Annotated in this window: 21 protein-coding genes; 13 read left to right on the forward strand and 8 right to left on the reverse strand. The window is 65.0% G+C overall.

Annotation, left to right across the window (positions count from 1 at the left end; all coding sequences use genetic code 11):
• Positions 1-78: 78 nt before the first annotated feature.
• Positions 79-849: a response regulator transcription factor gene (locus tag AC1RUR_RS01155; protein WP_492841556.1), complete on the reverse strand. Its 771-nt coding sequence runs from the start codon at positions 847-849 to the stop codon at positions 79-81.
• 822 nt (positions 850-1,671) lie between these two features.
• Between AC1RUR_RS01155 and AC1RUR_RS01160 the strand changes: the two genes are divergently transcribed.
• Positions 1,672-2,622 carry a hypothetical protein gene (locus AC1RUR_RS01160; protein WP_492840510.1) on the forward strand — a complete coding sequence of 317 codons (951 nt, stop codon included), beginning with the start codon at positions 1,672-1,674 and terminating at the stop codon, positions 2,620-2,622.
• A gap of 14 nt (positions 2,623-2,636) precedes the next feature.
• On the opposite strand, the gene AC1RUR_RS01165 is transcribed toward AC1RUR_RS01160, so the two are convergent.
• On the reverse strand, positions 2,637-3,215 hold the full coding sequence (locus tag AC1RUR_RS01165; protein ID WP_492840512.1) for a MarR family winged helix-turn-helix transcriptional regulator: 579 nt from the start codon (positions 3,213-3,215) through the stop codon (positions 2,637-2,639).
• Between the two features lie 678 nt (positions 3,216-3,893).
• Between AC1RUR_RS01165 and AC1RUR_RS01170 the strand changes: the two genes are divergently transcribed.
• Positions 3,894-4,781: a dienelactone hydrolase family protein gene (locus AC1RUR_RS01170; RefSeq protein ID WP_492840514.1), complete on the forward strand. Its 888-nt coding sequence runs from the start codon at positions 3,894-3,896 to the stop codon at positions 4,779-4,781.
• A 58-nt stretch (positions 4,782-4,839) separates the two neighbouring features.
• Here AC1RUR_RS01170 and AC1RUR_RS01175 read toward each other — a convergent pair whose 3' ends face one another.
• Complete coding sequence (locus tag AC1RUR_RS01175) at positions 4,840-6,108, reverse strand: serine hydrolase domain-containing protein (protein ID WP_492840516.1); 1,269 nt, start codon at positions 6,106-6,108, stop codon at positions 4,840-4,842.
• Positions 6,109-6,232: 124 nt separating this feature from the next.
• Positions 6,233-7,084 (reverse strand): SDR family oxidoreductase, encoded by an 852-nt coding sequence (locus AC1RUR_RS01180; RefSeq protein WP_492840518.1) that lies wholly within the window; start codon positions 7,082-7,084, stop codon positions 6,233-6,235.
• A 138-nt stretch (positions 7,085-7,222) separates the two neighbouring features.
• On the opposite strand from AC1RUR_RS01180, the gene AC1RUR_RS01185 reads away from it, so the two are divergent.
• Positions 7,223-7,948 (forward strand): HAD family hydrolase, encoded by a 726-nt coding sequence (locus AC1RUR_RS01185; RefSeq protein WP_492840520.1) that lies wholly within the window; start codon positions 7,223-7,225, stop codon positions 7,946-7,948.
• A 53-nt stretch (positions 7,949-8,001) separates the two neighbouring features.
• On the opposite strand, the gene AC1RUR_RS01190 is transcribed toward AC1RUR_RS01185, so the two are convergent.
• Both AC1RUR_RS01190 and AC1RUR_RS01195 read right to left on the reverse strand, forming a co-directional pair.
• Entirely contained in the window at positions 8,002-8,409 is a 408-nt protein-coding gene (locus AC1RUR_RS01190; protein ID WP_492840522.1) for a nuclear transport factor 2 family protein, read from the reverse strand.
• A gap of 85 nt (positions 8,410-8,494) precedes the next feature.
• Positions 8,495-9,979 carry a mannitol dehydrogenase family protein gene (locus AC1RUR_RS01195; protein ID WP_492840524.1) on the reverse strand — a complete coding sequence of 495 codons (1,485 nt, stop codon included), beginning with the start codon at positions 9,977-9,979 and terminating at the stop codon, positions 8,495-8,497.
• A 143-nt stretch (positions 9,980-10,122) separates the two neighbouring features.
• Between AC1RUR_RS01195 and AC1RUR_RS01200 the strand changes: the two genes are divergently transcribed.
• The 6 genes from AC1RUR_RS01200 to uxuA all read left to right on the forward strand — a co-directional run bounded on the left by AC1RUR_RS01200 (position 10,123) and on the right by uxuA (position 16,540).
• On the forward strand, positions 10,123-10,920 hold the full coding sequence (locus AC1RUR_RS01200; RefSeq protein ID WP_492840526.1) for a FadR/GntR family transcriptional regulator: 798 nt from the start codon (positions 10,123-10,125) through the stop codon (positions 10,918-10,920).
• 89 nt (positions 10,921-11,009) lie between these two features.
• Entirely contained in the window at positions 11,010-11,969 is a 960-nt protein-coding gene (locus tag AC1RUR_RS01205; protein ID WP_492841558.1) for a sialic acid TRAP transporter substrate-binding protein SiaP, read from the forward strand.
• 332 nt (positions 11,970-12,301) lie between these two features.
• The gene (locus AC1RUR_RS01210; protein WP_492840528.1) at positions 12,302-12,880 is read left to right on the forward strand and encodes a TRAP transporter small permease; all 579 of its coding nucleotides are present in this window, start codon (positions 12,302-12,304) and stop codon (positions 12,878-12,880) included.
• Positions 12,881-12,884: 4 nt separating this feature from the next.
• Positions 12,885-14,291, forward strand: coding sequence for a TRAP transporter large permease (locus AC1RUR_RS01215; protein WP_492840530.1), 1,407 nt, complete (start codon positions 12,885-12,887; stop codon positions 14,289-14,291).
• Positions 14,288-15,337 (forward strand): L-idonate 5-dehydrogenase, encoded by a 1,050-nt coding sequence (locus AC1RUR_RS01220; protein ID WP_492840532.1) that lies wholly within the window; start codon positions 14,288-14,290, stop codon positions 15,335-15,337. The genes AC1RUR_RS01215 and AC1RUR_RS01220 overlap by 4 nt, the downstream gene beginning before the upstream one ends.
• A gap of 12 nt (positions 15,338-15,349) precedes the next feature.
• Complete coding sequence (uxuA, locus tag AC1RUR_RS01225; RefSeq protein WP_492840534.1) at positions 15,350-16,540, forward strand: mannonate dehydratase; 1,191 nt, start codon at positions 15,350-15,352, stop codon at positions 16,538-16,540.
• A 140-nt stretch (positions 16,541-16,680) separates the two neighbouring features.
• Here the strand turns inward: uxuA and AC1RUR_RS01230 are convergent, their stop codons facing one another.
• Entirely contained in the window at positions 16,681-17,613 is a 933-nt protein-coding gene (locus AC1RUR_RS01230; RefSeq protein ID WP_492840536.1) for a LysR family transcriptional regulator, read from the reverse strand.
• A gap of 89 nt (positions 17,614-17,702) precedes the next feature.
• Here AC1RUR_RS01230 and AC1RUR_RS01235 point away from each other — a divergent pair, with 89 nt between their 5' ends.
• Positions 17,703-19,160, forward strand: coding sequence for a M81 family metallopeptidase (locus tag AC1RUR_RS01235; RefSeq protein ID WP_492840538.1), 1,458 nt, complete (start codon positions 17,703-17,705; stop codon positions 19,158-19,160).
• A 15-nt stretch (positions 19,161-19,175) separates the two neighbouring features.
• Here AC1RUR_RS01235 and AC1RUR_RS01240 read toward each other — a convergent pair whose 3' ends face one another.
• Positions 19,176-20,114, reverse strand: coding sequence for a LysR family transcriptional regulator (locus AC1RUR_RS01240; protein WP_492840540.1), 939 nt, complete (start codon positions 20,112-20,114; stop codon positions 19,176-19,178).
• Between the two features lie 211 nt (positions 20,115-20,325).
• Here AC1RUR_RS01240 and AC1RUR_RS01245 point away from each other — a divergent pair, with 211 nt between their 5' ends.
• Genes AC1RUR_RS01245 through AC1RUR_RS01255 form a run of 3 tightly spaced genes read left to right on the forward strand, consistent with a single transcriptional unit; the run spans position 20,326 to position 23,480 of the window.
• Positions 20,326-21,405, forward strand: a complete 1,080-nt coding sequence (locus AC1RUR_RS01245; protein WP_492840542.1) for an ABC transporter ATP-binding protein — start codon at positions 20,326-20,328, stop codon at positions 21,403-21,405.
• A gap of 35 nt (positions 21,406-21,440) precedes the next feature.
• Positions 21,441-22,157, forward strand: coding sequence for an HAD family hydrolase (locus AC1RUR_RS01250; RefSeq protein ID WP_492840544.1), 717 nt, complete (start codon positions 21,441-21,443; stop codon positions 22,155-22,157).
• A 15-nt stretch (positions 22,158-22,172) separates the two neighbouring features.
• Entirely contained in the window at positions 22,173-23,480 is a 1,308-nt protein-coding gene (locus AC1RUR_RS01255; protein WP_492840546.1) for an NAD(P)/FAD-dependent oxidoreductase, read from the forward strand.
• The last annotated feature ends 15 nt before the right edge of the window (positions 23,481-23,495 follow it).

Genomic DNA, 23,495 nt, shown 5'->3' on the forward strand with positions numbered 1-23,495 from the left:
GTCACTGAAAGTGCAACGGCCTCTGCGAAGGTGCTCCGCAGAGGCCGTTGTCATTTTTAGCGCCAGCGCCCTGGCGCGTCAGTTTCCTGCTGAATAGGCCGCCGGGACGGCGTGCGCCCTGTTGAGGAGGATGCCGACCTCGTCGAGCTCCTGCATCGGCACGTCGACCGTCTCGCCGGCGGGGATGTTGAGGCGGTATCCGACATAGCGCCGGGCCACGATCGCGTCGAAGCCGAGCCGGTCGCGGAGCTTCTTGCGCAGCTTGCTGACGTGGCTCTCGATCACGCTCTCGTCGAAGGTGGACTCGAAAATGCCGTAGACCGCGTTGAAGATCTGCGTCTTGGTGATCCACTTGCCGTGGTTGCTGACCATATATTCGAGAATGCGCAGTTCGCGGCGGGGCAGGGTGAGGGCGTGGCCAGCGATCTCGGGGTCACGTCCGTTGAAGAAGACCTGGATCCGGGTCTCGCAGGGCCTCGGCAACTCGCCCACCCGGCGGCGCGCGATCGCGGCCGTTCGGGCGAGGATCTCGCGCAGGTGAATCGGCACGTGTACGACATCGTCGACCCCCGATTCGAACAGCTCCAGCGTGTTCTTGAGCATCTTCTGGCCGCTCATGGCGATGATAGGAGCCGAGGAGCGCTTGCGCATCGCCCGCGGCAGGCTTCCGCGGGCATCGCAATCCCCGAGGAGGAAGGCGTCGACCGCTGCCAGGTCCGATTCACTCGCAGATTGCAGCCAGTCCCAGAATTCTCCGGAGGAGAAGCCGATCGACGATACACCTTCGCGAACGAGCCCTCCAACGTAGCTGTTCGTGACGCTCTCGCGATCATCAACGATTATATACATCAGTCTTTCGCCCCTGTTTCGCACTTGTCGCGGCCGGATGGTTATTGTGATGCCCGGCTCGGCAACCATGCTGTTTGACGATATTTCCATCCCGCGAACCGTTGTTATGGTTTCGATATTCGCGGGCAGCCCTACGCATTCAGTGCCTGCGTTCTCCGCGGGCCTGTTACTTCGACTCGATACTGAACGCTTACTGCGTGAGGCCCGGCGGGTGTCTTACGGATCACCTCGCGGGGCGGATTGAGACAGCGACCTAGAACAGTTGCGCCAAGTTGCTTATCGCGTCCGAACGCTACTGAACTTTGCCGATCTCCTCGCCAACTGGCGAGAATCACTTGAGTAGGACCGTAACAATTGCCGATTTCCGATCAAGCGCGCGCAACAAAGCGATTGCTACGTGTGTTTGATGCTGTTGGTTTGTTTCGGGTTGTTTCTTGATACACTCAATCGCATCAGTTGATTTTGAATCCGAACTAGTTTTGCACCGTAGCGGTTCTATAGTTCCGCATCCCAGTATAATCACAGCTATTTTGGGTAGTGCTGCCGATCATGCGCATGGAGGGGTTTTCAACCCCGGATTGACTCTCTCCGAGGTGTTTCCACATGCGACAATTCGACTCATGTGTGGCGAGGCGACTCCAGCTTGGCGAAATCTTGGCGAGTGTGTGTCTTTCGAGTCGCACTCTCGCCACGTGCGTGACGCTTTCGACTCATGCGATGTCGCATCGTGTGCGATGAAAAGTTTTCGATGCGCACGTTTCAGGCAAGCTTCGACACATAACGTCGTCGTTCGATAGATCGAAGCGAACGGAGCATCCTCACATGTTGTCCGATGGAAAAACTCGTCCCAACGAGACCGCTGGAGTTTCCGCGGCGGCCAAGCCGGCTCCGGAACCGCGCAATGCAAAGGACAACGCGACGCAAGCGGCCAAGCCCGCTGCGAACGCCAAGCGCGTGTCGGCTGCGACGAGTGATGAGACTCTGGCGAAGGAGGCGCTCGAGGGGCTGAAGCGCATTCGTGCCAAGGCGCGCCTCGACAAGATGGCGATACCCAAGCCGGCGCCGGTCGTGATCAAGCCGGCCGTGATCGTGGCCAAGCCGCCGCCGCCCCGTCCGACCTGGGTCGCGCCGCTCGCGACATTGGCGGTCGCTGCCATTCTGGTGGTCTGCGCCTGCACCGGCGTGATCGCCTATCTCACCACCCAGCCCGCCCAGAACAACGTCGCAGCCAACACGGAGATCAGGAATCTGCGCGAGACGGTCGCCCAGCTGCGCAAGCAGGTGTCGGGCGTGTCCGAAAATCTCGACGGCCTGCGCACCGCGGTCGATCAATCGAGCAAGGCGACCAATGATCGTTTCGGCAGGTTCGCCGAGAATCTGGACCGGATCGAGCGGGTGAGCTCGTCCTCGACGGCGAAGCTCGACAAGCTCGCCCTGGCGCAAGTCCAGGCCCCGGTGCCGGCGATGGCGCAATCGCAGCCGTCGTCACAGGCCGCGCCGATGATGGCCTCGCTCGCTGCTCCCGAGGTCACGGGCTCGGTGCCTTCCTCCGAGCGCGCATCGGTGCCGCGGAAGGTGGTCAAGGGTTGGTCGGTCCGCCAGGCCTATGAGGGGATTGCGATCCTGCAAAGTCCGAACGGCGTCATCGAGGCCGTGCTGGGACAGCAGGTCCCCGGGCTTGGCCGCATCGAAGAGATCCGGAACGAGAACGGGCGCCTAGTGGTCGAATCCAGCGGGGGCGTGATCTATTCGTCGCGCAAGGCAACGCCGTGATCGGGAGCCGCCTTCTATTGGCGGTGATGTTCGAAGCTGGTGCATAGCAGATCGACCTCCGGCTCCGCGATCGGCGCGCGAAACAGGCGGCAGCTGAACTCCACAGTGGTCTTGCCGTCCGCGGTGGTGCGATCTTCCCGGAGGAAGATGCAGCGCTTGCAGACGTCGGTGTGGTGCCGCTGCTCGGCCGCGTCCGACTGATCCAGCACGTGGCGGAGCGCGTCGCGGAAGCGGATCTTGGCCTCGTCGTCGAGAACGGCAATCGCCTCGACGAGAACGTTGACGGGGTCGCGCGCGAGGAATTTCTTGCCCTGCTGCGTGACGCTCAGCATCACCGACCGCTTGTCCTTGGCCGAGCGCTTTCGCTCGAGATAACCGAGCCGTTCGAGCTCGCCGATGATGAACGAGGCGGTGCCGCGGGTGGTGCCGACGTAGCTCGCGAGCGCGGAGGGCGTGCGGGAAAACCGGTTGGCGCGCGAGAGAAAGCGCAGCGCCATCCACTCGCGGTCGCGCAGGCCGTGCTTGGTGCCTTCGAACCAGAGGATCCGTGCGACCTGCTCCAACAGTTCAATCGATTCGCGAGCCAAATTCATTTCAGTTCCAGGTCGGATAAAGCTTTATTCAATTGAGCCCTTGGGTAGCGCAATCTGGGTGGACGAGAATGAAGCTCTCGGGCGATCCTTCGTCCGTAGCCGGACTGTGGAGCGCGCTTTGGAAGGTCTCTCGCTTTCCGGAGATGGAACTTCCGGCCGTGGAACTAGAGCGTCACAACGAAAGTTCGAGTAAACCGCACGGCTCAACTCTTCCGAAAATTTCAGTCAAATGACTGCGGTTCGCGTGCAGGATTCCGACAGCGCGCAACATCCGGGCAACATGATGTGTCGTTGCGGCCACCATGGAGCCCATTTGTTGCGGGAGCGCGTTTCGAATTGCGCGAAGGAGCGGAGCGTCTGCAACCTCTGACCGTGTGAGGTGCGGCGGAAGAACCCCCATTTTCGGTTAATGGATGTTGCGCCGCAGCGCCGCCGCGCGGTTAAATCAGGCACACGATCGAATCCGGTCGGCTGGCGCGTCGCCTTGCGTTGGCGATGCCGACCTGCGGCTTCACCTCGATCCAGCCCGTGCGGGACATGACAACCTGTGGAGCAGCGTCGGGGACAACCCTGGAGACCGCATTCTCGCAGGCTGGTGATTTGCGTTTCCCCGGCAACTATTGGCGAATGCGTCGCCCCCGGGGGGTACCATGACAGGCAGCAGGAAGGGATAGACCGATGAGCTTCGAAACCAACATGACATCCGACGTCGTCGGGCTGACAAAGGTCGCCCCGGTCTCGCGCCGCGGATTCATGAGCGCCACTGCGGCCGTCGCCGCCGGCTACACGCTTGCGGCAGGTCCGGTCCGCGCCGAGGTGATCGCGACCGACACCAGCGGCCTCCAGGCTGGTGACGCCAGGATCAAGGTCGGCTCCGAGGAAATGCCTGCCTATTTCGCCCGCCCCGCCGGCAACACCAAGGCGCCGGTGATCATCGTGGCGATGGAGATCTTCGGCCTGCACGAATACATCAAGGACGTGACGCGGCGCCTCGCCAAGCTCGGCGCATTCGCGATCGCTCCTGACTATTATTTCCGCAAGGGCGCCGACCTCACCAAGATCACCGAGATCAAGGACCTGCTGCCGATCGTCAATGCCAAGCCCGACGCCGAGCTGCTGTCCGACCTCGACGCGGTGGTGGCATGGGCGGGATCGCAGGGCGGCGACACCGCCAAGCTTGGCATCATCGGCTTCTGCCGAGGCGGGCGTACCGTCTGGGAATATGCCGCTCACAGCAGCACCCTCAAGGCCGGTGTCGCCTTCTATGGGACTGTGGTCGACCCCGCCAATCCGCTGTGGCCGAAGAGCCCGATGCAGCTGGCCCCCGAGATGAAGGCGCCGGTGCTCGGTCTCTATGGCGGCGCCGACACCGGTATTCCCGTCGCCCAGGTGGAGCAGATGAAGGCGGCGCTCGAGCAGAACAAGAAGACGGCCGAATTCAAGATCTACCCCGAAGCGCCGCACGGCTTCCATGCCGACTATCGCGGCAGCTACCGCAAGGAGGCGGCGGAAGATGCCTGGAAGCAGGCCGAGGCCTGGTTCAAGAAATATGGCGTTCTGAGCTGAGCTGAATTTCAAAGGGGCGGCCGATCGGCCGCCCCTTCTCCATAAAGATGCGTTGACGCTACTTCACCATCGCGCCGTAGACGATGTCCTGGACCTGCTCGCGATAGTATTTGCGCAGCTCGCCCGGCGCCGCCGTTCCCACCACCACGACGAGGCGCTCCTTGGGATCGCAGAAGAACTGCGTCCCGTAAGCGCCGTTCCAGGTGAACTCGCCGGGATTGCCGGGGACTGACGACAGCCCTTCGCTGGTGCGGACCGCGACCGACAGGCCAAAGCCGAAGCCGGCGCGATGCGGCTCGATGTTCGCCACGTTGTTCTTGATCTCGGGGCCGAGATGGTTGGTCGTCATGTGATGCACGGTCTTCGGGCCGAGGATGCGCTGGCCGTCGAGTTCGCCGCCGTTGAGCAGCATCTGTCCGAAGCGGATGTAGTCGCCGACCGTCGCGAACGAGCAGGCGCCGCCACAGTCGAATTTGGTCGGCGTGTCCAGCAGCTTGATGGCTTGTGGCTTCCCCGTCAGCGGATCGTTGGCGAACGGACGGGCGAGGCGGGGGCGCTGCGCGTCTGTCGGATGGAAGGTCGCGTCCTTCATGCCGAGCGGCTGCCAGACATGGGTGGCGAGATAGTCGCCGAGCTTCTGCTCGCTCACCTTCTCGACGACGGCACCGAGCACGTCGATCGAGAAGCCGTACTCGAACTCGGTCGAAGGCTGATGCGCCAGCGGCAGCTTTGTGATGCGGTCGATGAAGGCCTGGGTGTCGCCTTCGATCGCCGGCGCGACGCCATCAGGATATTGCCGCGCCACCGGGCTCGATGAGTCCGGGCGGCCGCCATACATCAATCCGGACGTATGCCGGTAGAGATCGTGGATGAAGATCGGCGAGGCCTGCGGGTCGAGTTTCAATGAACCGTCGGCCTGCTGAACGCCGACCTTCATGTCGGCAAAGCCGGGATAGTAGTCGGACAGCTTGGCCTGGAGCGGCAGTTGGCCCTTTTCCATCAGCGTCAAGCCGGCGACGGCCGCCATCGGCTTGGTCATCGAGGCCAGCGCGAAGATCGCATCGACCGGCATCGGCGTGCCCTTGTCCGGATCGAGCATGCCGTAGGCCTTGTGGTGAACGAGCTTGCCGTCTCGCGCCACCGCGACGACTGCGCCGGGCACGCGCTTGGCGGCGATCTCGCGGGCGAAGAAGCTGTCGAGCCGCGCAAGTCCCTGCTTCGAGAAACCGACGTCGTCGGGATTGGCTTCGGGCAGCGGTGCGGCGCGCGCTGCGCCGAACGTGATGACGGCAGCCGCCGCCGCGATCATGGCGATCGTCTTCTTCATTGGATCCTCCCAAGGGGCGAGCTCGTTATGCGAGCGGCTCGCTCGGTGCCTAGAACACGACCGCTCTGGTGCGAAGTCAAGCGCGGGCAGGGCATGTCTGGGAGGCGTCGGAGATGCCGGAACCCTATCGTCCTTCGTTCGCGCGCCACAGCGCGTCGAGGCCGTGCCGATACGTCGGATAGTCGAGCGTGACGCCGAGTTCGCGCTTCAATTTTGCATTGGAGACGCGGGCGCTGCTGGAATAGAAGCTGCGCGCCATCACCGACATCTCGGCGGTCTCGAACGCCTCTTCGGGCGGCGGGGCAACGCCCATGAGCTGCGCGGCATAGGCGATCACGTCCTGCGGCGGCGCAGGCTCGTCGTCGCAGACGTTGAAGATGCCGCCGCCCTGGTGACGAACCGCGGCCATGATCGCGCTTGCGATGTCGTCGGCGTGGATGCGGTTGAAGACCTGTCCGGGCTTGATGATGCGGCGGGCGGTGCCGGCGCGCAGCGTCATCAGCGCGTTGCGGCTGGGACCGTAGATGCCGGCAAGCCGCAGGATCGCGACATCGCCACGCGCCGTGTCGGTCCATGCCTGCTCCGCTGCGAGCCGGATGCGGGTGCGCTCGAAGACGGCCTGCGGCGGCGTGTTCTCGTCCACCCAGCTGCCTGCGTGATCGCCATACACCCCGATCGTGGACAGGTAGACGATCTTGCGCTGACGGCCCGTCGCCAGCACGTCCGCGAAGGCCGCGATTGCGGGATCGCCGCCGCTGCCGGGCGGGATCGAGATCAGAAGGACATCGGCGGCGCGGACCCGCTCGGCTGTCTCGCGGGCGGGATTGTTGCCGGAAAAGGCGTGCACCTCGATGTCCGCAAGGTCGTCCCGCTGCGCGGGATCCCGCACCGTGCCGGCGATATGCGAGAAGCTGCCGCCGAACTTGCCGACGAAGTGTCGGGCGCTATAGCCAAGGCCAAGGATAAAGAGCCGCATGCGTCTCTCGTGCAGAGTTCCCGTTCGCGCCAGCTGCGCGCCCCTGCTCATAAGAGATTTTTGGGTCCGGCAAAAGATATTGCGATTTTACTCGCCCGCCAGTGCGGGCAATGGTCGACTGTCATGAGGACGTCGATCATGCAGGCAGAAGCGCCCACCATAACGCCTTACGATGCCGCAGAGCTGATCCGCGGCGCCGCCGCGCTGATCTTCGATGTCGATGGCACTCTGGCTGAGACCGAGGAACTGCATCGACAGGCCTTCAACCATGCCTTCGCCCGCCACGGTCTCGACTGGCACTGGGACCGCGCCGTCTACAAGGACCTGCTGCGGGTGACGGGCGGCAAGGAGCGCATGCGCGCTTACCACGCAAGGTTGGGGATCGCGCCGCCCTTGCTGGATGCGGACATCGCTGAGCTTCACCGCGTCAAGACCGCACATTACGCCGGGCTGATCGAAACCGGCTGTTGCCCCTTACGGCCGGGCGTGGCGGAGCTGCTCGCTGCGGCGAAGGCGCGCGGCCAGCGGCTTGCCATCGCGACCACGACCTCGCACGGCAATGTCGACGCGCTGCTGTCGCAGGCGCTGGGAGCGCACTGGGCCGCTGATTTCGATGCGGTCGTTGCCGGCGACGATGTCGGGCGCAAGAAGCCGGCGCCGGATGTCTATCTCGATGTGCTGGCGCGGCTGAAGCTGAAGCCGTTGGCGTGTGTCGCGATCGAGGACTCTGCCAATGGGCTGATCGCCGCGTCGCGGGCGAACATTCCCGTCATCATCACCCGAAGCATGTTCTTCCGGGATGATGACTTCACGGACGCCCGGTTCGTGCTGGACGATTTGTCGGAACTCGGGGCCTCGGAATAAAATTGAAAAAACAACCCCATGCACAGTAGATCACGCCGGCGTGAGGGCCGTCGTCAGTGCACGCGGTGACTCGTTCTATCGTCTTCAGCCTGCTCGACAATCTGCGCGATCGGGCTCGACTGATGGTGCACCAGGCGCCAGTCGTCGCCGACGCGGCGAAAATGGTTGGCGGCAGCCAGAGCGGTGCCGTCCACGATCTCGATGCAGAGCACGCGCGCACTGTCGCCGTCGACGATGGCCTGCGGCTCGGCGCAGACGATCTGCGGCCTTTCAGGATTTTGCAGGATATCGCGCCAGCTTCCGATCACCGTGGCGCGGCCGACGATGGCCGGCCAGCCGGGATGGATGCAGGAAATGGCGTCGTCATCCGCCCACATCCGCTCCATTTCGGCGAAGTCGCCGGTCGAAAAGGCGGTGTAAAAGGCCGCATTCGCGGCGATGACCTTGTTGTCCTTTGCCATGCCTCTCGGGTGGGGCAATGGCGGGCAAAAATCAAGCGCGACTTCCGTTAGATTTGACCGCAGTGCAGCATTGCCCGCTTTATGATCACGCGGAGAAAAGCGTCTCCACCGCCCGCCGCGCGCCGGCCCTGTAGAGGTTGCCGAGCGCTGCGGTCACGGCCTCGCGCAGACGCGGCTCGGCACCCAAGGGCCCGAACACCTTCTGAACGCCCAGCAGTGCGGGCGCCAGCCGTTCGGCCACGGGGCCTGCCTCGCGCGCCAGCGCGGCGAACTCGGCGGCGAGGGGATCGCGCACGTCGATGGCGCGCCCCTGCTCGTCAAGCGCGGTGACGTAGCGCATCCAGCCGGCCACCGCGAGCGCATGCGTTGCGATCGGCAGATTTTTGCGCAAGCGGTCCTGCATCGCGCCGAGCAGGCGCTGCGGCAGCTTTTGCGAGCCGTCCATCGCGATCTGCCAGGTGCGGTGATGCAGCGCCGGGTTGGCGAAGCGCTTGAGCAGCGAGGCGCGATAGGCGGCAAGGTCAGTGCCAGCAGGCATCGTCAGCGTCACCGCGGCCTCTTCCATCACCTGTGCGGCGAGGCGCGCGAAATGCGGATCCTGCATGGTGTCGGCGATGGTCTCGTAGCCGGCGAGATAGCCGAGATAGGCGAGCGCGGAATGGCTGGCGTTGAGCAGCCGCAGCTTCATCAGCTCGAACGGCTTGACGTCGGTGACGAGCTCGACGCCTGCGGCGGCAAGGTCGGGCCGGCCCGCGGTGAAGCGGTCCTCGACCACCCATTGTGTGAACGGCTCGGTCATCACGGGCCAGGCGTCGCGAAAGCCGAGCGCGGATGACACCGCATCGCGGTCGGCATCCGTCGTCTCCGGCACGATGCGGTCGACCATGGTCGAGGGAAAGGCGGCGGTATCGGCGATCCACTTGCCGAGGTCCTTCGAGCGCAGCGCGGCGAACTGCGTCACGATCCGCTGCACGGTGTGGCCGTTGGCGGCAAGGTTGTCGCAGCACAGCACGGTGAAGGGCGCGGCGCCCAGAGCGCGCCGGCGCGCCAGCGCGGCCACGATGAAGCCGGGAGCCGAGCGCGGCGCGTCAAAATTGTTGAGATCGTGCACCACGTCCGGATGCCGCTCGTCGAGATCGCCGGTCTGCGGCGTGTGGCAATAGCCCTTCTCGGTGACGGTGAGCGAGACGATGCGAATGGCGGGGTCGGCCATCCGCTCGACCAGGGCCGCCGGCTTCTCGCGCGCGACGACGCTGTCGAGCAGCGCGCCGATCACGCGGTGCTCGGTGCCTTCGGCGGCGCGCACGGCGACGGTGTAGAGATGATCCTGCGGGGCGAGGGCGTCGCGCGTATCCGGGCTGCGCAGGCTCGCGCCGACGATGCCCCAGGACGAGCTGCCTGCGGCAAGGCAATCGTCGATGACGACGGCCTGGTGCGCGCGATGAAAGGCCCCGAGGCCGAGATGCACGATGCCGGCCGTGACGCGCGAACGGTCATAGGCCGGGCGGCGGATGGCGGGCGGCAGCCGGTCGAGATTGGCGCGGCCAAGGCGCACCGAATTAAGGCGCATGGACGTCTCCCCTTTGCTTTGCCGCTGCTTGACATGGCGCCGGTATCAGGTCAATGCTTCGGTCAATTGGTAAGGCCAATTATCCAAAATTGGCGGGCCGCGGGTCTGGTCGACCCGGCGCGACCCTTTCGGGGAGGACCAGCGTGCCGCTGGAAGCTGTGGAGGCGAGACGGCTCTATCGCCAGGTCGCCGATCAATTGCGAAGCCTGATCGACAGCGGCGAGTACGCGGTCGGCAGCCGCTTGCCGACCGAGCGTGAGCTCGCCGAGCAGCTGAAGATCTCGCGGCCGACCGTGCGCGAAGCCCTGATTGCGCTCGAGGTCGAAGGCCGTGTCCGCATCCGCGTCGGGTCCGGCATCTATGTGATCGACCCCGCGGACGCTGCACCCGCGCCGCCAGCCGCCGGCATCGAAGGTCCGTTCGAGCTCCTGCGCGCCCGCGAATTCCTGGAAAGTGCGATCGCCGAGCAGGCCGCGCGTGTCGCGACGAAGGACGATGTCGCCCGCATCGATGCGTCCCTTCTCGCGATGGAGAATGTCGAGCATCCCGGCGAAGCCTCGATGGTCCACGACCGCGCGTTCCACGTCGCGATCGCCGGAAGCCTCGGCAATGCCGTTCTGGTGCGTGTCGTCGGCGAGCTGTTCGACCAGCGCCTCAATCCCTATTTCGCGCAGCTTGCGCATTATTTCGAAAACCCGGGCACGTGGCGCACCGCGCTGGACGAGCATCGCGCCGTGCGCGACGCGATCGTCGCGCGCGATCCGGACTCCGCGCGCGAGGCGATGGGTAATCACCTGGCCCGCTCGCAGGAGCGCTTTGCGCAGAATTTTGGCGCCGAGACCGCGGCCGGATCGTCCTCGACGCGGTCTGCGGCAACGCCGGCAAAACCGGAACGGGCGCCTAGGACGAAGGCGAAAAGCGGTAGCGCGCGGCGGCGATGAGATTGGGCGGCCCGTATCCGCTCAGGGTTCGGGCGAACAAGAAGCAGACTTGAACGATGGAGGAAAAGTCAGTGTTGAAGAAGATGACGATGATGCTCGCGGTCTCGGCCGCGGCGATGTTCGCGACGACCCAGGCTGGTTTGGCGCAGACCAAGCTCAAATGGGCTCATGTCTACGAGACCTCGGAGCCGTTCCACACCGCTTCGGTCTGGGCTGCGCAGGAGATCGGCAAGCGCACCAACGGGCGCTATACGGTCGACGTCTATCCGGCGTCCCAGCTCGGCAAGGAAGCCGACATCAACCAGGGCCTCTCGCTCGGCTCGGTCGACATCATCATCTCCGGCTCGAGCTTTGCGGCCAAGAGCTTCCCGCCGATCGGCGTGACCTATTATCCCTACACTTTCCGCGATGCCGACCATCTCCTGGCCTACACCAAGAGCGACATCTTCAAGGAGCTCGCCAAGGGCTATGAGGACAAGAGTGGCCACCACATCGTCGCGGTGACCTATTACGGCGTGCGCCAGACCTCGTCGAACAAGCCGATCAAGAGCTGCGCAGACCTCAAGGGCCTGAAGATGCGCGTGCCCGACGTGCCGGCCTATCTGGCGATGCCGCGCGCCTGCGGCGCCAACACTGCGCCGATCGCGTTCGCCGAAGTCTATCTCGCGCTTCAGAACGGCACCGTCGAGGCGCAGGAGAATCCGCTGACCACGATCGAGGCCAAGAAGTTCTACGAAGTGCAGAAGCACATCGTGCTGACCGGCCATATCGTCGATCACCTCAACACCGTGATCGCCGGCGCGCTGTGGAAGAAGCTCTCTGACGAGGACAAGAAGATCTTCACCGACGTGGCCCAGGAAGCCGCCGCCAAGGCCACCGGCGAGATCAAGCAGAACGAGGCCAAGCTGGTCGCCTTCTTCAAGGAGAAGGGCCTGACCGTCACCGAGGTCGACAAGAACGAGTTCCGCGACACCGTGCTGAAGAACGTCGCGTTCGAGACGTTTGGCTATCGCAAGGCCGACTGGGAACGCATCCAGGCGGTGAAGTGACGAGGTCATCGTCATCCCGGGGCGGTCCGCAGGACTGACCCCAAGGTGCGTAATTGCGCACCTGAGATATCGAGTTTCAGGGTCTGGTGCTCGCGCGTGATGGGATCAAGTTTGATTGCTTCAACGGAGGTGCGCTCCCTCTCCCGCTTGCGGGAGAGGGTTGGGGAGAGGGTATCTCCGCAACGGGACAATCCCCTAGAGGACAAAGCCCTCACCCGGCGCTACGCGCCGACCTCTCCCGCAAGCGGGAGAGGTGAGCGAGCCGCGACAATCGGTTCAATCCCGCTCGAGTGCACCATCCCGGAACGACGATTTGGAGAGAGGTAACCCCCATGTCGACCGCCGAAATACACCGGCAGATCACCGCGGACGAGATCGCGCACACCTTCGAGGAAGAGGCGACGCCGAAGGTCGATCTCGGCATCTACGCTTTCGAGGACTGGCTGGCGCTGGCGATCTTCTGGGTGATGGCGCTCGCCGTTTTCCTCCAGTTCTTCACCCGCTACGTCCTCAACGACAGCTATGCCTGGACCGAGGAGATCGCGACCTACTGCCTGATCGGCGTGGTCTTCATCGGCGCGTCCATGTGCGTGCGGCTGTCGCGGCACATCCAGGTCGACCTGATCTACCGCTATCTGCCGCATCTCGTGGCGCGCGCACTGTCGACTGTTATCGACCTGATCCGGATCGTCTTCTTCGGCTACGCGATCAAGCTGGTCTGGATCTACATCCAGATCATCGGCGACGAGCAGATGACCACGATCAATCTTCCCAAGGACTACGTCTATTACGCCGTGCTGCTCGGCTTCGTGCTGATGTTCGCGCGCTCCGTGCAGGTGGCGGCACAGAACTGGCGGCAGGGCTACTCGATCCTCGAACGACCCGGTGCCTACGACGGATCGGAAGGATAAGATCATGTTGCTGCTGCTTGGTGGTTTTCTCATCCTGATGCTGCTCGGTGTTCCCGTGGCGATCGCCATGGCCGCGTCGTCGCTGCTTTACATCCTGGTCAGTGGCGTGACGCCCGACGTCACGCTGGCACAGCGCATGATCGCCGGCGTCGAGAGCTTTCCGCTGCTTGCGGTGCCGTTCTTCATCCTGGCCGGCAACCTCATGAACATCGCCGGCGTCACCGGCCGCATCTACAAGTTCGCAGTCGCTCTGGTCGGCTGGATGCGCGGTGGCCTCGGCCACGTCAACATCATCGGCTCGGTGATCTTTTCCGGCATGTCCGGCACCGCGATCGCGGACGCCGCCGGTCTCGGCACCATCGAGATCAAGGCGATGAAGGACCACGGCTACTCCACCGAGTTCTCGGTCGGCGTCACCGCGGCGTCCGCAACGCTCGGGCCGATCATCCCGCCTTCGCTGCCCTTCGTGATCTACGGCATGATGGCGAATGTCTCGATCGGCGCGCTGTTCCTGGGTGGTGTCATTCCCGGCGTCGTGCTGACGTTGTTCATGATGATCACCGTCACCTATTTCGCGCACAAGAACAAATGGGGCAGCGACACGCCGTTCTCCTGGCCGCAGCTCGGCTCGGCCGGACTCGAGATCGCCATCGTGCTCTCGTTCCCGCTCGCGATCTGGCTGATGGTCGTTGCCGGCATGTCGACCAACATGGCTGTCGTGATCGGCCTCGGTGTTCTGCTCGCGATCGACTGGTATTTCGACTTCTCGGCGGTGATGGCGCTGATGGCGCCGGTGATCCTGATCGGCGGCATGACGCTCGGCTGGTTCACGCCGACGGAAGCCGCAGTCGCCGCCGTGATCTGGTCGCTGTTCCTCGGCCTCGTGCGCTACCGCACCATGACCTTGAAGACCGTGGCAAAGGCGACCTTCGACACCATCGAGACCACGGCCTCGGTGCTGTTCATCGTCACCGCCGCCTCGATCTTCGCCTGGCTGCTGACGGTGTCGCAGGCGGCGCAAATGCTGTCGGACTGGATGCTCAGCATCACCCACAACAAATGGGTGTTCCTGGCGCTCGCCAACGTCCTGATCCTGTTCGTCGGCTGCTTCATCGACACCACGGCGGCGATCACCATCCTGGTGCCGATCCTCCTGCCGATCGTGCTCAAGCTCGGCATCGATCCCATTCATTTCGGCCTGATCATGACGCTGAACCTGATGATCGGCCTGTTGCATCCGCCGCTCGGCATGGTGCTGTTCGTGCTGGCCCGCGTGGCAAAACTCTCGGTCGAGCGCACGACGGTGGCGATCCTGCCCTGGCTGGTGCCGCTGATGCTCGCGCTGATCGCGATCACCTACATTCCCGAACTGACCCTCTGGCTGCCAAAATACATGGGACTTTCCAAATGACCTCGACTGCTCTCGCCGCAACCCTGTTCGGCCCCGAAGATCTGCGCATGGTCGAGCATCCGCTCGACAAGCTCGCATCAGGCATGGTGCGCGTCCGCTTCGGCGCCGGCGGCATTTGCGGCTCGGACATGCACTACTTCCGCCATGCCCGCACCGGCGATTTCGTGGTGAAGTCGCCGCTGGTGCTCGGTCACGAGATTTCGGGCGAGGTCGTGGAAATCTCCGGCTCCGCGGCGAACCTGAAGGTCGGCGACCGTGTCGCCGTCAACCCGTCGCGCTGGTGCGGCCATTGCGTCGCCTGCCGCGAGGGGCGACCGAACCTCTGCGAGAACATCTACTTCATGGGGTCGGCCTCGAAGACGCCGCACATGCAGGGCGGCTTTGCCAACTACTTTGACGCGATCCCCGCGCAATGCGTGAAGATTCCCGACCACGTCTCCTATCAGGCGGCAGCGCTCGCCGAGCCGCTCGCGGTCTGTCTCCACGCGGTCGCGCGCGCCGGCAACATCGAAGGCAAGCGCGGCATCATCTTCGGCGCCGGCCCGATCGGGCTCCTGACCATGCTCGCCGCGCACCGCGCCGGCATGGCCGACGTCACGGTGGCCGACATTGCGCCGGCGCCGCTGGCTTTCGCGAGCAAGCTTGGCGCATCGCATGTCGAGAACGTCTCCGCTGGCGAGGAGGGACTGAAGGCACAGGCGGCGTCGCGTCCCTATGATGTCGCATTTGAGGTCTCCGGCACGGCCGCCGGCCTTGCCAGCGCCATCGGCACCGTCAGGCGCGGCGGCGTTGTGGTGCAGATCGGCAATCTGCCGGGCGGCCAGATTCCGACGCCGTCGAATGCGGTGATGGCCAAGGAGATAGACCTGCGCGGCTCGTTCCGCTTCGGCTTCGAGTTCATGACGGCGGTGGAACTGATCGGTGCCGGCAGCGTCGATGTGTTGTCGCTGGTCACCGCCGAGCGGCCGCTCTCGACCGCGCCGGACGCGCTGCGGCTGGCGCTCGACCGCTCGCAGAGCGTCAAGGTCGTGCTGACCGCGAACTGATTGGAGAGTTTCATGATGCTCGAGGGATGGCGCTGGTACGGGCCGGATGATCCCGTGTCGCTCGACGATGTCAGGCAGGCCGGGGCGAGCGATATCGTCTCGGCGCTGCATCAGGTCCCGATCGGGGAGGCCTGGACACGCAAGGCGGTCGAGGAGCGCAAGAATTTCATCGAGAACGGCCAGCCGGGTCGCTCGCAACTGACCTGGTCGGTGGTGGAATCGATTCCGATCCCCGACGACGTCAAGCGCCTTGGAGGCAAGGCGACGAAATCGATCGAGGCGTGGATTGCCAGCCTCGAGGCGGTCGCCGCGTCCGGCATCAAGATCATCTGCTACAATTTCATGCCGGTGGTGGATTGGTGCCGCACCGATCTCGAATGGGAATTGCCGAATGGCGCCCGCGCCATGCGCTTCGACCAGGATCGCTTCGCCGCCTTCGAGCTGCATATCCTGAAGCGGCCCGCCGCTGCGCAGGAGTATTCGCCGGAGCAGCAGGCGCGCGCCAGGAAGCTGTTCGACCAGATGAGCCAGGCCGACATCGATTATCTCGTCATGGTCATCGCCAGTGCGCTGCCGGGCTCGACCACCGAGCCGATGACGATCCCGCAGTTCCGTGACCGGTTGGAGACCTACCGCGACATCTCGCCAAAGATCCTGCGGCAGCATCTCGCCGAATTCTTGGGACGTGTCGCGCCAGTGGCCGAACAACTCGGGGTCTCGCTGACGCTGCATCCGGATGATCCGCCGCGTCCGCTGTTTGGTCTGCCGCGAATTGCTTCCAGCGCCGACGACTACCAGGCGCTGTTCGACGCCGTGCCGTCGAAGGCCAACGGCATCTGCCTGTGCACGGGCTCGCTCGGCGTTCGCGCTGAGAATAATCTTCCTGCGATGGCCGAGCGCTTCGGGCCGCGCATCGCTTTTGCGCATCTGCGGGCGACCAAGCGCGAGGCCGACGGCCTGTCGTTCTACGAATCCGACCATCTCGACGGCGATGTCGACATGGTCGCGGTGCTGAAGGCGTTGTTGAGGGAGAATGCGCGGCGTTCGCCCGACAAGAGGATTGTGTTCCGTCCCGATCACGGCCACCGCATGCTGGACGATCTCGCCGCCACCAAACGCACCAATCCCGGCTACACTGCGATCGGCCGCCTGCGCGGCCTTGCCGAGCTCCGCGGCGCGATCCGGGCAATCGAGCATCGTTAAGGCGCGACGAGATGCCGATAGATCGTCATCGCGCTTTGAAGCATGACGAAATCGGGTTCGATTGGCAGTGCGCGGTTCACCTCTCCCTACGGGAGAGGTGATTCGAGTTCTGGGCTCGCCTCGCTTCAGCCAAAACCGCTTTAGAGCACCGCGTCGATCAGCTCGACCTCGGCAAGCAGCGCGCGAAGCGGCGCGGAGAGTGTGCGGCCGGCGCGGACCAGGACCTGTGCGCGGCTGTTCTCCAGCACCTTGCTCGCCGTCCGCCGGGCGACGAGCGTGCCATGGGCGAGCTCGCGCGCGATCATGCGCTCGGACAGGAAGGTCACGCCGAGGCCGGCGAGCGCGTAGCGGCGCAGCGTCGCGGCGCGGTCTGCCGTGAAGCTCGCGGAAATCGTCACGCCTTCTCTCACGGCGGCGGCCTGGACCAGCGCATGCAGACCGGCGCCGGGCATGGCAAGCGCGACGGCGTGGCTCGCAAGCGCCGAGAGCCGGACGGGCTCGCGCAGCGCGGCGATCGGGTGGCCGGCCTTGGCGACCAGTCGCAGCGGCCGCGGCCGCTCGCGAAAGATGCGCACCGAAGCGTGCGGCGGGGCCGAAAGCGTGAAGCCGATATGGCAATCGTCGTCGGCAATCGCCCGCACGATGTCCCTGGCGCTGCCGGCCCGCAGCGTCACGACGATACCCGGATAGCGTCGGCAAAACGCCGCGAGCAAACGGTCCATCACCGCCTCGGCGAAGCCGTCGCCGGCCATGACGTGCAGGGTGCCGCGCTTCAGGCCGCGCAATTCGTCAAGCCGGCTGCGTAGCGTGTCGTCGCCGGCTATCCTCTCCCGGCAATAGCCGAGCACGATCTGGGCTGCCTCGGTGGGAACGACGCCGCGTCCACGTCGCTCGAACAGCGCCACGCCGAGATCGGCCGCAAGCCTCGCAATGTGACGACTGACGACGGACGGCTCGACGTTGAGAGCGTCGGCCGCGGCCCGGATCGAGCCGGTCGCCATCACCTCTCGAAAGCAGTCCAGTTGCCGGCTGTCGGGGGCGGGACGCCCGGCGGCGCGTCGATTGTTGCTCATCTAGCAACGGATATCAGCATGTTTCATCATGGCAGGCAACAGAGCGGAGCCCGATAATCCGGGCCGCTATCTGGGAGAAGTGACCTTCGATGCGCGTTTTTTCCGCTGCCCTTGCCACCGAGACCAATACCTTTGCGCCGATGCCGACAGGTGTGTCGGCATTCCACGAGCGTGCCTATTATCCGGCCGGGCAACATCCCGACAGGATGCAGATGCACGGCGGCCCGCTTTGGGCCGCGCGCGAGGTTGGGCCTTCGCGTGGCTGGACGCTGATCGAGGGGCTGGTGGCGGCGGCCGTGCCGAACGGCATCGTGACGCGCGCGGCCTTTGAGCGCCTGCGCGACCAGCTCCTTGCGGACCTCGAGGCCGCTCTTCCCGTCGACATGGTCCTGCTGGGCATGCACGGCGCCATGGTCGCCGACGGCTATGATGATTGCGAAGGCGATCTGCTGGCGCGCGTCCGGCGGATCGTCGGACCAGATACCGTCATCGGCGGCACGCTCGACCCGCATACCCATCTCAGCGACGCGATGGTCGGGAATGCCGATCTTCTGATCTGCTGGAAGGAGTACCCGCACACGGACATTCTGGAGCGGGCGAGGGAACTCGTCGGGTTCTGCACGGCGCTGGCCGAGAAACGGCTCAAGCTCAACGTCGCGGTCGTCGACACCGGAATGATCGCGACGCTGCACACCACGCGCGAGCCGGGAAAGAGTTTTGTGAACCGCGTGCGCGCGCTCGAGGGCAAGGACGGCATCGTCTCCGTCTCGATCGTGCACGGCTTCTCCTGGGGCGACGTGCCTGACATGGGCACCAAGACGCTCGTCTACAGCGACGCCGCGGTGGATCCCGACGGCGCGCGGGGCAAAGAGGTGGCGCAACGCCTCGCGCGCGAGCTGTGCGACCTGCGCGATGCGCTCGTCGAGCCCCTCATCGGCGTCGATGCCGCGTTCGATGCGGCGGTGGCCACGAACGGCACGGTGGTGCTCGGTGACGGCAACGACAATCCCGGCGGCGGCGCGCCGGGCGATTCGACCTATATCCTGCGGCGCCTCATCGACCGCAACGTCGCGGGCGCCTGTCTCGGGCCGCTATGGGATCCGGGTGCGGTGCGGATCGCCTTCGATGCCGGTGTCGGCGCGCGCCTGGGCCTGCGCATCGGTGGCAAGATCGGGCCGCTGTCCGGTGATCCCGTCGATGCCGTCTGGGAGATCCGCGCGCTCAAGCCGGACATGGTCATGACGGGCCTTGCGGGAACGCCGGCGAGGCTTGGCGACTGCGCGCTCGTAGCGTGCAACGGCGTCGAGGTCGCGCTCTCGACCTTCCGCTGCCAGGCCTTCGGGGCCGATCTCTTCACTCAGCTCGGGGTCGATCCCGCGCAGCGCAAGATCGTCGTGGTCAAGTCATCCCAGCATTTCCGCGCCTCCTTCGAGCCGATCGCCGCGAAGGTCATGATGGTCGACGTGCCCGGCGTCGTGGCGCGCGACATCACCTCGTTGCCGTATCGCAAGATCAATCGTCCGAAATGGCCGTTGGATGCGAGCTGACGGCGCGGCTGGGCTTCAATAGCAGGCGGTCATCAACTTCAGCCCCGGATGGAGCTTGTCGATCGCCGCGATCTCGCTCTTCATCTGCGCGATGATCCAGTCGCGGATCTCGGTGGCGATCGGGCGCATCGGCCGGTTGCGCGGGGGGAGGAATTCGCAGATGCGGCGCGTGGTGGTGAGCCTGTCGGAGGCCGGCACCAGCGCGCCGGTCAACAACCAGTGCGAGGCCACCGTCAGCCAGCCGAGCGCGATGCCCTGGCCGAGCAGGGCGGCCTGCATCACGACGGCATAGTCGGTGAAGCTCAGCGCCTTGGCGGCGCCGCGTCGTCCGGTCAGCAGCGATTCATAATCCGCAGCCCAGTCGCCCGGCGTCTCGGCGAGGCGGATGATGGTGTTGCCTTCGGTGGGATCGGTCTCGCCGAGATAGGTGGGGCTGCACATCGGCAGCATCACTTCCTTCATCACCAGCGTGCCGCCCGATGACGGCTCGTCGCGGTCGCGAAAGCGCATGCCGAGATCGACATTGTCCACCGGCCCGCGCAGCGCGCCGGAGATCAGCTGGAAGCGCAGATCGACTTGCGGAAACTGCTTCTGGAGCTTGTCGATGCGCGGCATCAGCCAGTGTGTGGTGAAGGCGGAGGAGACCGACAGCGTCACCGTCTCGGTGCCCTTGCGCCGCCGTTCGATTTCCACGAGTCCGCTCTCGATGCTGCGAAAGCCTTCGAGCACGCGGCGATACAACAGCTCGCCTTCCTCGGTGAGCACCGCGCGCCCCGCCGTGCGATCGAACAGGCGGACGCCGAGATGCTCTTCGAACTGGCCGAGCATGCGGCTCACCGCGGGCTGCGTGACGTTCAATTCGGCGGCGGCAGCCGTGAAGCTGCCGTTGCGCGCCGCTGCGTCGAAGACGAACAGGGCGTTGCTGGACGGCAGCATGCGGCGAAGCTCAGGCATAACGCCATGTTATGAGCGAGGTGAGAATTTGGCAATTGCCGAGTTTTGCCAAGTCTGGTGTCATTGGCATGACAGCCTAAAGACAGGGGCTTCGAGAGAAGAATTTGGTGCGCTGCACGCTTCAGCCGTGAGCGCCCCAAATCCCTGTCTATAAAGCAGGCTTATGGCGCGCAGTGAGGCACGCCGGCTAGGGACATCGCGAGGTCGATCGTTGGACAAGCGAGCGGAAAGCGTCGAGATCAGGTCCGCCAGCAAGGCTTACGGCGCGGTTCGCGCCCTCGACGACGTGTCCCTCAATGTCGGCGCCGGTGAATTCGTCTCGCTGCTCGGCCCCTCCGGTTCCGGCAAGACCACGCTGCTCGGAATCCTCGGCGGCTTCATCCTGCCAACGAGCGGAACGATCCTGTTCGGAGGCCGCGACGTCACCTACATGCCGCCGCACAAGCGCGACATCGGCGTGGTGTTCCAGAACTACGCGCTGTTTCCGCATATGAGCGTCGGCGAGAACGTCGCCTTTCCGCTGCGCGCGCGCCGCCTGCCGAAAGCGGGCTGGCCCGACAAGGTGCGCGCGGCGCTCGCCATGGTCGGCCTTGGCGGCTACGAGGAGCGCGGCATCGCGCAGCTCTCCGGCGGCCAGCGCCAGCGCGTGGCGCTGGCACGCGCCATGATCTTCGAGCCGCGCCTGATCCTGATGGACGAGCCGCTCTCCGCGCTCGACAAGCAGCTGCGCGAATCCATGCAGATCGAGCTGCGCGCGCTGCACAAGCGCATCCAGGCCACCATCATCTACGTCACCCATGACCAGCGCGAGGCGCTGACCATGAGCGACCGCGTCGCCGTGATGAAGGACGGAAGGCTGATCCAGATCGACGAGCCGGCGCGCCTGCACGACCACCCCGCCGATTCCTTCGTTGCAAGCTTCATCGGCGAGGCGACGATGTTGCCGGTGCGCCGCGTCGATGCCTCCAGCGTCGCGCTCGGCAATGCCCTGCTGCGCAGCGCCCGCGCCATCCCCGACGGCGATGCCCTGATGCTCGCGGTGCACAGCGAGAAGCTGCTGATCGACGACGGCGCGCAGGATGCCGCCTGCAACCGGCTCAGCGGCACCGTCACCGACATCGTCTACCAGGGCGAGAGCCTGCGCATTTTCCTGGCACTCGAAGGCGGCATCGCGCTCAGCCTGCGGCAGGCGAGCTACCACCAGGCCTACAGCCGCATCCCGCCGCTCGGCGGCAACCTCACCGTCACCCTCCACCCCGAGGACACCATCGTCGTGCCCAGGGTGGATTGAACTCAAGCCCTATCCAACCGAGAGAAGAAACTGACATGTCGACCCAAGCCGCCTTCAGCAATTTCAAGGTCCTCACCTTCGACGTCGTCGGCACCTTGATCGATTTCGAGACCGGCGTGCTCTCCGCGGTGCGCAGGATCTCGGGCAAGACACCGGCCGAGCTCAGCGACGACAAGATCTTCGAATCCTACAAGCGCGGCCGCGACAAGCACTATGAGCGCTCCAGCGAGGTGATGTTCGACGTTTATCGCTATCTCGCCACCGAGCTCGGGCTGCCGGCTGACGATGCCTCCTGCGACGTGTTTCAGCTCGCCGTGCTGCGCTGGGGGCCGTTCTCCGATTCCGTCGAAGCGCTCAAGCGCCTGCGCACGAAGTTCCGCCTGGTGGCGATGACCAATGCCGACCGCGTCGCGCTGTCCTGCTATGCGCACGCGCTCGGCAATCCCTTCGACGATACGGTGTGTGCCGACGACACCGGCGTTGCCAAGCCGAACCCGGAATTCTTCGCCTACAACAAGGGCCGCCAGTCCGCTTTTGGCTACAAGCAGTCCGACATTCTGCACGTCGCGCAGAGCCAGTATCACGACATCGGAATCGCGCGGAAGCTCGGCTACAAGGTGTGCTGGATCGAGCGCCGCCAGGGCATCGCCGGCTTCGGCGGCACGCCGGCGGTGGAGACGCTGACCAAGCCCGACTTCCATTTCCCGACGCTGAAGGCGCTCGCCGACGCGGCGATCGGCCCTGCGGCGTAATCCGTGAGCGCGGGCATGACACGGGACTGGCGCGCGCTGCCATCGGCCAACTCGCTGTGGGAAGCCACGGCGGAGCCGGCGCGCGACTTTCCCGTGCTGTCCGGCGAGCAACAGGCGGATGTGGTGATCATCGGTGCGGGCTATACCGGCCTGTCCGCTGCGCACCACATCGCCAGGAGCGGCCTCTCGCCGATCGTGCTCGAGGCCAACCGTCCCGGCTGGGGCGCGAGCGGGCGCAATGGCGGCGTGATCACCGCAAAGTTCCGTCTTTCGTTCCGCGAGATCGACGCTGTGCACGGCCGCGCCATGGCGCGGCGCATGTACGGGATCGCGCATGAATCGACCGACATCGTCGAGGAGCTGGTGTCCGAGTTCGGCATCACCAGCGCAAACCTGACCCGTACCGGCCAGGTCAAGGCTGCGCACAACGAGACGACGCTGAAGGCTGCGATCGACGAAGCCAATTGGATGACGCGCGAAATGGGCTCCGCCGAGGTCCGCATTCTCGACAAGCGCGGGGTGCGCGAGGAGACCGGCTCGGACATCTTCGTCGGCGGCGTGCTCAATCCCGGCTCCGGCGGCATTCATCCACTGAACTATCTGCGCGGACTTGCCGATGGCGTGGCACGCCGCGGCGTTCCCGTTTTCCAGGAATCGCCGGTCGTAAAACTCCGGCGCGAGGACGGCGGCATCGTCGCCGAAACGTCGCAAGGCGCGGTGCGGGCCAGGCAGGCCATCATCGCGACCAACAGCTATTCGGACCTGACCGGCGCGACCGCGCATCTGCAGCGCACGCTGATCCCGTTCCGCAGCGCCATCATCGCGACCGACAGGCTGCCGCGCAATCTCGCCGGCAAGCTGATGCCGACCGGGCGCACCTACACCGAGACCAAGCGCATGATGCGCTGGTTCCGCATGGTCGACAATCGCGTGATCTTTGGAGGCCGCGGCGCTTTCGGCAAGCAGGACTCCCAAGCCGCGTTCGATGCCTTGCGCAAGGCGATGGTCGGCATCTTCCCCGATCTGGCTGAGGTGCCGCTTGCCTACAAATGGTCGGGCCTCGTCGCCATGACGATGGACTCGGTGCCGCATATCGGCCGGCTCGACGACCGTACGCTGTTCGCGATGGGCTACAACGGCGCGGGCGTGGCGATGTCGAGCCTGATGGGCCGCTATCTTGCCGCCTTCGTGCGCGGCGAGACGCCGGAGGTCGGGCTGCTCGACGCAAAGCGCATGAAGACCATTCCATTCTATCCGCTGCGCGAGCCTGCCGTGCGCATGGTCGCCGGCTGGTACCAGTTTCTCGATGCGATCGGTCAGTGAGATCACTTTGGCGAT

Source organism: Bradyrhizobium sp. GW821-FHT12B03 (assembly GCF_058807535.1).